At 59.2% G+C, this 8,373-nt stretch carries 8 protein-coding genes and 1 pseudogene; 1 reads left to right on the top strand and 8 read right to left on the bottom strand.

What is annotated here, in order from left to right; translation table 11 throughout:
- Together AB4043_RS06980 and AB4043_RS06975 are read right to left on the bottom strand one after the other, a co-directional pair.
- Positions 1-228 (bottom strand): annotated as a pseudogene (locus AB4043_RS06980) (DUF4149 domain-containing protein); the annotation flags it as partial.
- 55 nt (positions 229-283) lie between these two features.
- A complete protein-coding gene (locus AB4043_RS06975) occupies positions 284-847 on the bottom strand; it encodes a M48 family metalloprotease (RefSeq protein ID WP_442306741.1) in 564 nt (187 codons plus the stop codon).
- A gap of 96 nt (positions 848-943) precedes the next feature.
- Between AB4043_RS06975 and AB4043_RS06970 the strand changes: the two genes are divergently transcribed.
- Positions 944-1,963, top strand: a complete 1,020-nt coding sequence (locus tag AB4043_RS06970; protein WP_442301684.1) for a metallophosphoesterase — start codon at positions 944-946, stop codon at positions 1,961-1,963.
- A gap of 52 nt (positions 1,964-2,015) precedes the next feature.
- Here AB4043_RS06970 and AB4043_RS06965 read toward each other — a convergent pair whose 3' ends face one another.
- The 6 genes from AB4043_RS06965 to AB4043_RS06940 all read right to left on the bottom strand — a co-directional run.
- Positions 2,016-3,284: a carboxypeptidase regulatory-like domain-containing protein gene (locus AB4043_RS06965; protein ID WP_442301683.1), complete on the bottom strand. Its 1,269-nt coding sequence runs from the start codon at positions 3,282-3,284 to the stop codon at positions 2,016-2,018.
- A 61-nt stretch (positions 3,285-3,345) separates the two neighbouring features.
- Positions 3,346-5,610, bottom strand: coding sequence for a penicillin acylase family protein (locus tag AB4043_RS06960; RefSeq protein WP_442306740.1), 2,265 nt, complete (start codon positions 5,608-5,610; stop codon positions 3,346-3,348).
- Positions 5,611-5,828: 218 nt separating this feature from the next.
- Positions 5,829-6,194, bottom strand: a complete 366-nt coding sequence (locus AB4043_RS06955; protein ID WP_442301681.1) for a VOC family protein — start codon at positions 6,192-6,194, stop codon at positions 5,829-5,831.
- 150 nt (positions 6,195-6,344) lie between these two features.
- Positions 6,345-6,611, bottom strand: coding sequence for a hypothetical protein (locus tag AB4043_RS06950; protein ID WP_442301680.1), 267 nt, complete (start codon positions 6,609-6,611; stop codon positions 6,345-6,347).
- Complete coding sequence (locus tag AB4043_RS06945) at positions 6,611-7,033, bottom strand: cytochrome c-type biogenesis protein (protein ID WP_442301679.1); 423 nt, start codon at positions 7,031-7,033, stop codon at positions 6,611-6,613. Before AB4043_RS06945 ends, AB4043_RS06950 begins: the two co-directional genes overlap by 1 nt.
- Before the next feature lie 95 nt (positions 7,034-7,128).
- The coding region (locus AB4043_RS06940; RefSeq protein ID WP_442306739.1) for a cytochrome c-type biogenesis CcmF C-terminal domain-containing protein at positions 7,129-8,373 on the bottom strand (1,245 nt) is incomplete at its 5' end.

The following is an 8,373-nucleotide window of genomic DNA, read 5'->3' as shown; positions in this document are numbered from 1 at the left end:
GAGCAGGACCGTGGTCAGCAGAAGAGCAATGCCGCAACCAAGACCGACCCAGTGCAGCCGCGTCAGGCATAGGCCGACGATGATGCCGGGAATCCGTGTGTTGCCTTGTGTCATCTCCAACACCTGCGGAGAGAAGATCGCAGGTGCGGCGATGGCGCCGAAGAAGACGATGCCGCCCATCCAGGTGACGAGCGAGAGCAGCCGGAGGGCACGAAGAAAGGCGACCATGCTTCAAGTTTCATCGCAGCAGGCTATTGGAGCAAGTTGGCTGCCAGCTCTGTTCCTAAATCCGCTCGCGGCCGATGAGGCGCTCCACGCGCTTTTCCATCGGAGGATGCGTGCTGAACAGGCCTGCCAGATCGCTGGCGCGCAGGCGCGGCGCAGAGATGAACAGATGTGCCGTCGACGGCGTCGCATCCATCGGGAGGCGGCGGGAGTAGGCGTCAATCTTCTGCAGTGCGCGCGCCAGGGCATGCGGGTTACCGGTCATCTCCGGATCCAGAATGCCCGCGGTCACAGCGACGGAGGCATGCTTCGGATTGCGGCCCGTTGCGAAGGCATTGGGAGATTCGGTAGGGAGCAGATAGATCTTCGGCACAGGCAGGCCTTGCTTGGAAGCAAGCTGCTCCACGATGGAATACACGCGTGGCAGCTGCTCCTGGGTCGCCGGCTGCGCGCGGTACATCGCCAGGGCAATCTTGTCCGAGAAGAAATAGCTGACGAAGTTCATGACGGCGGCCAGCAGAAATGCCAACACCATGCCGTTTTGCCCGCCGAAGTACCCTCCCACGAACATCATCAGCAGGGTCAGGGATGTCAGCAGCAGGGCAGTTTTTAGCGTGTTCATGGCGGTTCTCGTCCTTCTTCCTATTAGACGTGGCGGGATCGGCGGACGATGCTGGGCAGTCATCCGGCGTTCATACGCCGGTGATATACCAGGCGTATGGAAAACCTGCACCTCGATCGGCGCCGCTTCCTCCGGCAGAGTTTTGCATTCAGCGCTACAGCATTGTGGGCTTCGCGCCATGGCCTGGCTAAGATGATGCCGAAGGATCCGGCGGCCGCCGAGCTGTTGATGCTGGGCGACTGGGGATATCTGAATCCCGCTGCGCAGCAGGTTGTTGCCAAAGGGATGGCAGACTACACGCTCAGCCAGAAGCTGAAGCCGCAAGCGCTGCTAATGCTGGGAGATAACTGGTATGAAGCGCTGGAGGGTGGTGTAGACTCCGACCGCTGGAAGACCGGCTTCGAGGAGATGTATCCGAAGAGCGTCTTTGATTGCACCGCATACGCTGTGCTGGGCAACCATGACTACCAGTACTTTCCGAACAGCAAGGTCGAGGCAGAGCTGGAGTACGCCCGGCGTGGTCACAGCCGCTGGACCATGCCGGCAAAGTGGTACACCTTCGAGTTCCCGAAGAAGAATCCGCTGATCACCTTCATCGCGCTCGACAGCAACATGCCGCATCCGATTGGTCCGCGGAAGGACGGCAAGCCGACGATCGACTTCACCTTGACGGAAGAGGAACGCATCGCCCAGCTCGCATGGCTTGAGGCGGAGCTGCAGAAGCCTCGCAAGACCCCTTTTACGGTGGTGATCGCGCACCATCCCGTCTTCTCCGACGGGCCTCACGGCGACCACAAGGTACTGATTCGTGACTGGGATCCGCTCTTCCGCAAGTACGGTGTCCATGCGTATTTGGCCGGGCATGACCACGACCTGCAGCATCTGGAGTTCGAAGGGCATCCGACGACCTACTTCCTCTCGGGAGGCGGCGGCGCGGATCTGTACGAGCTCAAGGTCGATCCCACGGTGCGTGGACCGTATGCACACAAGGTCTATGGTTTCAGCCGTCTCTCGGTCACACCGAAGAAGCTGACGCTGCAGCACCTGGACGGCGACGGCCGTCTTCTGCACGCCATCGAGAAGTCACCGGAAGGAAAGCTTACGGTTCTGAGCTAAGAGAAAGAGCCGCAAAATACTTGAGGCTGCCCGTGGGCAGCCTCAAGTATTTCTATGTGCGGTTGATAGCGCGTTTGAGTACGACTTCTAACGCCGCCTTCTGTTCCGTGTATTCCGCCTCGGTCAGCTTTCCGGTTGCGCGATCCGTTTCCAGGGAGAAGAGCTCGTCCTTGAGGGTCTGCAACAGGGGAGGAGCGGAAGGCGCCGCCGGTGCGGTTGCCGAAGCTCCTGCCGCTGCGCCAGCAGGCTGCGCGGGTTTTCCGCTGAGGAAGAACCCTGCGGCGACTGCGAGCAGCAGCGCCAGACCGCTCAGAATCCACCACTTGTACTTGGTCAATGGATCGGGAGTGTCGATTGGCGTTCCGAGTCCACCGCCCGGCTTAGTATCGGTCGCTGCCGATCCGCCTGGTGCTGCTGCCTGGCTGTCGCCGCCACCCGCTGCTGGCTGACCATCAGCGCTCGTCTGCGCCGCATCGCGCGGCAGTTGGCCGGTACCGGAGACGGTAAATCCGAGCTTGGCGCCGGGAGCGATATCACGCGCCACATAGGTCTGGGCATTCAGCTCTTCGACAAGGTTGTACTGCGCTCCCCCGGTTGCCGCGAACTTGAAGGTCTTGGGCATCATCAGGGCGATGGTGCCGGTCTTCATCGTCGGACGCGGCCCGAGCGTCAGCGTTCCGCTGTACGGAAGTTCATAGGAGACCTGGAAGCGCGTCTCACCGGGACGGATGGGGAAGACGAAGGCGTAGTGGCCCTTTTCTTCCAGAGGCATCGGCGGAGACTGCACCGGCATACCGCCCGGTCCAAGCGCGGCTGAGCCCGAGATGGTGGCGTCGGCCGGCAGCCAGAAGTCAAAGGGGCGATCAGAGTACTGCGTCTTCTTTGGGTTGGAGTCATTCTTCACAAAGAAGTTCTCGACGACGCGCATCCGCTTGCCGCTCTCGTCGGTCTGCAGACGCATCACGTCCGCCTCCCACTCGATGCCGTTTACCTTGGGCGCGCTGTCGAAGACCTCAACCTCAACGGACTCGGTTCCCGGAGGGGCAGGACGGAAGTACGGCGTCTTGTCGTGCGTGACGCGCACCAGGTGAATACCTGCGTCCGGTACCTGTAAGGTGAATTTGCCTTTGGCGTCGGTGGTGGTCTTGGTGGACTCCTGCATGCCCTGCTGCAGGCGGATCAGCGTTACCTCGTCGCCGGCGGAAGGCTTATTGCGCGTCGAGTTCATGACGGTGCCGGTGATGGTGCCCTGCGCGGCGGCAATGGCAGGAATCGCGAAGAGAAGGGAAGCGCACAGGCGCTGAAACTTAGAGGAAGTCACCTCTTCAGGATAAAACGGACGGTCCCGGCTGCACGGTATTCGTACAGCCGGAGTCGTAGAGCTAGTTCAGCGGGTCGCGCTTTTCGAGGTTGCCTTCCACATCCWTGCGGCTCAGCCACAGATCGCGCCACTGCTTGTCGCGCATCAGGGGAAGCTGGTCAGTGTGGTGTTTGCAGCCCGGCTGCGAGCAGTTGCCATAGCTGACCAGCACCTTGGCATGCGGTACTTTGGTGAACTCTACCGCCATGGTGATGGTGTCACCGTGGACCGGTGTTTTGATTCCGTTGGCAATCGGCCCGAAGGTGACAACGCGGAAGATGCCCAGGTTGCCGTAACCTCCGTTGCCCGGCAGGTCCACTCCGTCGATCGGCGCGCCGCGTTCCGCAGTGGTGTTGCCGTCGGACTGTCCATTGATCTGGAAGCGCATGACCTCGCCCCAGGGGCGATCGATTGCGCCATAGGTCTTGACGGTCTCGCCGATGGCCTCGTCCAGCAACTGCACGGCGTACTTCGGGTCCTTCAGGCCGCGCGGCGTAGTCAACGGTTCTTCCACCTTGTAGGGAACGGCAAAGTTGCGTGAGCCGGAAGCCGTGGAGATGGTCAACTGCGCGTTGGTGAACTTCTGCGCCCAGACGTAGAACAGCAAGGCTCCCCGCGAATTCGCTTCGGCGTTGCGGTCCCAGCTCTTCAGCAGATCGGCAGCCTTCTTCGTGCTGTCACTTCCGTACTGGTTGACCGCCTCCAAAAGCTCGGGCAGCATGCGGTCGGCAAGCTCCATGTGGGTCGAGAGCTTCTTGGCGATCAGCGCGTCGAAGTTGATCTTCTTGTCCTCCGAAAGCATGCGCAGGCCGCGGTCAGAACGGAAGTGCGGGAACTTCGGAGCGACGTAGGCGGGATACTCCGCCGGGTCGATCATCGTCGGCCACCCCGCATCCCACGGTGGCTGGTTGGAGTTCTGTACATAGCCGGTCGGCGGATCGATCAGCTTTGGCAGCTTCYCATAGGGTAGGTATTCGTTCCACAGATACTTCGATTCGTCGCCCGGAACCACACCGCCCCAGAAGGCATAGTCACCCTCGCTGCGCTTCGGCAGGGTGGAGGCAAAAAAGTACATGATGTGCCCATCGCGGTCGGCGTACATCACGTTGTACATCGGCAGTTGCAGGCGCTTGAGTTGTGCTTCGTACTCGGCAAAGGTATGGGCAGTGTCCATGTGCCAGTACTGATCCAACATCTGCGGCTTGTCCAGGCCGGCGACGCGGAGAGCAATAGGCGAGCTATTATCGGTGCGGACGATAGGGCCGTGAACGGTGGACTTGATCGTGAGTTCCTGCTCTTTGGTGCTGCCATCCGCCTGCAGGACCTTCAACGTATGTGTCTCTACCTTGAAGGGAARCACCTTGCCATCGAAGAGATAACCATCGTCTTTGAGGACAATTTTGTAGAGGTCGGCGCCGTCGTTGGTATTCACCGTGTTGGTGATGGCGTTGTACGGCGAGAAGCTGAAGCGCAAGACGGGCAGTCCGATCTGTGTAGCGCCGGAGAGGTCGATGCCCGGCGCTGTAAGCTGCACCTGGAAGTAGCTCTGTTCGCCGGCCCAGGCCAGATGCGGATTCATCAGCAGCATGGCCTTTCCGCTTGCGGAATGTGACGGTCCGATAGCCCAGCCGTTGGAGCCATCTTCCATGTCCATATTCGGAACGGAGGGATCATCATCCGCAAACGGAGCCATGCGAAGATCCAACGCGGCATCGGATGTGCCTGCATTGCGCGTCGGGAACATGAGGCGCGAACCCGCCACGAAGGTAAAGTTCACGAACTTCTCTTCATGCGTGATGATGTCCAGTGTCGTCACGGGCAGGACACGCTTGGCCTCTCCGCTCAGCATGTCTCCATGAGCCGTGGCGTAGGCATTGATACCGGCGGCAAAGGCGTCCAGGTATTTACGGAACTCAGGCGTCTGCGCCGACAGCCACTCTTCGCCGCGCTGGGGAATCCCATTGGTCCACACCCAGCTATCGTTGTTGAGGTTATTAGCCGCGGGGCTGATGGGATTTCCTTTCGTCCCCCAGTACTCCGCGGCTCTGCCGCGTGAGTTCCCGTAGACGGTGAGAAGCAGGTTGCCGTGAGCCGCTGTCTGCGCCCATCCATAGGCGTAGAACATGTCTTCGACGGACTTCGCGTAGATGTGCGGAACACCCCACGTATCCCACAGGATCTCGGTGCCCTTCTGGGGGGTGTACTTCGGCGGCTCATGGCCGGCCGCCAGCAGGGGAGAGGAGAGAAGCGAAGACACGACCAGCAAAGCAGTGCGGCGCAGACTCACAGCAGGACTCCTGGATGGATTGTTCAGCTTTAAAAGGAATGTAACATTTGCGGCCAGTGCCAATGAGAGGAATGTGGCTTCTGGATAGCCCCATTGGTCGGCGTTAAAAGTTGCAAGTTAAAAGTTAAATAGGTAGGGCATCGGTATTCGAACGCTCGTTGACTCGCCCATTCAAGCGAGAGCTTGACCCTTATTCAATTCTTCAATCATTCAATTCTTCAATTCGCCACCGGCTGACCGAAGGTGATCCAGAAGCGATTGCAGTCGCGCAGGATGAACTCACGCATGCCGTAGTGTGTGTCATGGGGCGGTTCGACGATGTCGACGCGTTTATGGAGACGATCGTAGAGCGCATCCACGTCTGAGGCGTAGAGATAGAGGTCGAATTCTCGGCGGAAGGCGTCGCTGGGGCGGCCTTCGATATTCAGCATGATCTCGCTGGCGCCGTAACGCAGACGGGCCCAGTTCATCTCGCCGCACTCAATGTTTTCGCCTGTTTTGGTGAAGCCGAGGACGGAGACGTACCACTCCACTGTCGCTCGAACGTCCGGCACATGGATCATCGGGAAGATCGACTGGGTCATACGGCCTCCGCGAATGCCACTATCGTAGCGCGGAAGGTCTGTGGAACCAACCCTCTAAAAGAGAGCCCATATCCTCGTTGCCCGATTCTTCGCGGTTTTATCGCGAAGGGTGGGGCAACTAGAGTATTGGCACTATTGACGAGGTTCCTGTTACGCGCGTTCCAGCCGATCCATCTCGCCCATGATCTCTGCCGCTTCATTCTCCAGCAGTGACCGCTGAGTGACATAGTCCTCTTCCGGGTATTTGCCGGCCTTGTACTCGAAGTTCAGGTCACGCAGATTCTCGTACACGGCTTCTTTGCGCTCACGGAGATAGTCGAGCTGCGACTTGGCACGTTGCGAAAAGGGATTCTCGGCCGGCCAAAAGATGTAGGCCAGTGAGGCAAGGGTCAGAACAGCAGCGGCAACCAGTCCCATCAGTACTCCGTCTCCCGGCGAATTCGTTCGCGTACGGCATCGTTCTCCGGCAACTGAACCGGAATGCCCTCGGGTGTGGTCACAGTGTTTCTCCGGCGGCGTACCCAGGTGCGTACCAGCAACGCCGTTCCGACGGTGGCCAGGAGGAACACAACCACCGGGGTGATCCAGGCTACGGTATCGAAGCCGCCGCGGATCGGGGCAGCAAGAATCGTTGGACCGTACTTCGCGGCGAACCAGTTGAAGATCGAGGTATCGTCGCCGCCGCTTGCAACTTGTGTCCGCAACTCGCCGATCATGCGGTCAGAGTCTGGGCAACCCACGTGGTTGCATTCCAGCAAAATCTGGCCGCAACCGCAGGCGCACATCATGGCGTGGCCAATCTTATTGAAGCGTGTACCGCTATCATCTGCGGCAGCCATCAAAAGGACCGCTCCAAATAAAACCACGCAGAGTTGCATCATGCGATGGCGAAGCATACGTGTGGTGAAGCGATGCATAAAAGAACGGATCTGCATTAGTCACCACTCCCGACTGCAACGGCTTCCGTGTGGATGACACGAGAAGCTGCCAGCGCTGGTTTGATGGCCGGCGCGAGTGCCACGAAGGTTCCTAGGATGATGATCAGTACGCCAATCCAGATCCAGGCGATCAACGGATTCAGGAAGGCCTTGATAATGGGTTTGCCTGTCTCCGGATTCTTGCCCTCATAGATGACGTACAGATCGTGCTGCAGGGTTGAACGGTTCGCAACGATGGTGGAGTTCGTCTGGCTGGCAGCGTAAAAACGGTGCTCTGGCGCAAGCTGTGTCACGTATTTGCCATGGCGATAAACATCCAGCAAGGCGTACTCGGTGTCGTAATTGGCGTTCGAGTCCTGTGTGTAGGACTGACAGCGCAGTTCATACGGACCGATGTTGATCTTGTCGCCGAAACCGACCTCCTGCTCTGTCGACTGATTGAACGCTCCTCCGGCGATACCGACAATGATCACAACAACGCCAAAGTGAACAATGTACCCGCCATAGCGTCGCGTATTGCGCTGGATCAGTTGCAGTGAGGCGGTGAAGAGGTTCTTGCCGGTCTGCGTGCCGACAACGTTGGCGCCGCGCAGAAACTCCGAAAGGATCGCGGTGATGACCCCGGCGCCGAGGGAAAAGGCCATCAGGGAGTAGAGCTCTGACTGGTCTTCCCAAGGCCGGACATGCGCGATCATCAGGCCGATCGCGGTGGCGACAGTCGCAATGGAGGGCAGAATAAAGTTCCGGCGAATCGTCCGCAGGGTGGTGCTGCGCCATGCCAGCAATGGACCCACACCTGTAAGGAACAGAAGGAAGAGGCCGATCGGCAGGGCGACGCGGTTATAGAACGGAGCGCCGACTGTTGCCTTGGAGCCCTGTACATACTCGCTCAGGACCGGGAAGAGCGTGCCCCACAGCACGGTAAAGCAGGCAACCAGCAGGATGAGGTTATTAAAGAGGAAGCTGGATTCGCGGGAGACGATCGACTCCAGCTTGTTCTCCGTCTTCAGATGGTCGCGTTGGCGCACAAAGACGAAGAGGCAGACACAGAAGATGAGGATCAGGAAGCCGTAAAACCAGTTTCCGATGCTGGACTGCGCGAAGGCATGGACGGAGCTGACCAGGCCGGAGCGCGTCAGCAGCGTTCCCAGCACCGTCAGCATGAAGGTGGAGAAGATGAGCCAGACATTCCAGCTCTTCATCATGCCGCGCTTCTCCTGCATCATCACGGAGTGCAGGAA

Source organism: Terriglobus sp. YAF25 (assembly GCF_052113305.1).
Taxonomy (GTDB): domain Bacteria; phylum Acidobacteriota; class Terriglobia; order Terriglobales; family Acidobacteriaceae; genus Terriglobus.
Note: the sequence above shows the minus strand (reverse complement) of the source record. Positions and strands in the feature narration are given on the sequence as shown.

What these genes read in the sequence shown, in the direction of transcription:
- AB4043_RS06945 (WP_442301679.1), bottom strand. Translation starts at nt 7,033, where the DNA reads ATGGCTGCCGCAGATGATAGCGGTACACGCTTCAATAAGATTGGCCAC.
- AB4043_RS06950 (WP_442301680.1), bottom strand. Translation starts at nt 6,611, where the DNA reads ATGGGACTGGTTGCCGCTGCTGTTCTGACCCTTGCCTCACTGGCCTAC.
- AB4043_RS06970 (WP_442301684.1), top strand. Translation starts at nt 944, where the DNA reads ATGGAAAACCTGCACCTCGATCGGCGCCGCTTCCTCCGGCAGAGTTTT.
- AB4043_RS06975 (WP_442306741.1), bottom strand. Translation starts at nt 847, where the DNA reads ATGAACACGCTAAAAACTGCCCTGCTGCTGACATCCCTGACCCTGCTG.
- AB4043_RS06955 (WP_442301681.1), bottom strand. Translation starts at nt 6,194, where the DNA reads ATGACCCAGTCGATCTTCCCGATGATCCATGTGCCGGACGTTCGAGCG.